We start from the raw sequence: 664 nt of genomic DNA on the forward strand, positions 1-664 counted from the left end.
AATCTTCGAAGGATAAGAGAAGTTCATAACTCCTGAAGCTCAAGCGAAAGCGAATTTTCGAGGGATAAGGAAGCCGATTTTTGTCAACTTTCAATCAAGGCGATTTAGAGTAAGCCTGCTATGGCAGTCTTTTTTTGTCTTAGTCTCATCTCACCTACGTCTTAAGTCTGATACAAAAATCAAGCTCTAGCGCAATTATGGAAATCCATAAATAAAGGTAAGATGATATCAAGATAAAGAAATCAATAAGTGCACAATTCCAAGGAGGAATTAAAATGAAAAAGTTTGGTTTATGTTTAGCCGGCGGGCTGGCTGCTCTTATATTGCTTCACTCCATCGGCCCAATGGTAGGATTATTGGTTAGTCTCGTGCTGCTTTACTTCATCTTTAGGCAATTTCTCAAAACGGATTCCATTGCTTGGAAGATCGGGTTAGTCATCATTGGTTTAATTGTACTATCTTCCACCATCCACCACATCCCAGCCCTTATCGGAGTGGCCGCTGCATATGTGCTTTACTTAGTTTATAAAGAATGGAACAAAAACAAAAAGGCGCCGAAAAGCAAAGATAGCGACCCATTTGTAAACTTTGAAAAGCAGTGGAACGAATTTAAAAAATAATCTTATATAAAAAGGCTGTGTTAATTTTGGATGTTGATTTCCGC

Annotated in this window: 1 protein-coding gene; it reads left to right on the forward strand. The window is 38.4% G+C overall.

Annotated elements, in window-relative coordinates:
• Positions 1–275: 275 nt before the first annotated feature.
• Positions 276–620, forward strand: a complete 345-nt coding sequence (locus V7266_RS28150; protein WP_335472523.1) for a flagellar basal body rod protein — start codon at positions 276–278, stop codon at positions 618–620.
• Positions 621–664: the final 44 nt, after the last annotated feature.

It is taken from the genome of Neobacillus drentensis, assembly GCF_036965645.1.
GTDB lineage: Bacteria > Bacillota > Bacilli > Bacillales > Cytobacillaceae > Neobacillus > Neobacillus drentensis_D.

What these genes read in the sequence shown, in the direction of transcription:
- V7266_RS28150 (WP_335472523.1), top strand. Translation starts at nt 276, where the DNA reads ATGAAAAAGTTTGGTTTATGTTTAGCCGGCGGGCTGGCTGCTCTTATA.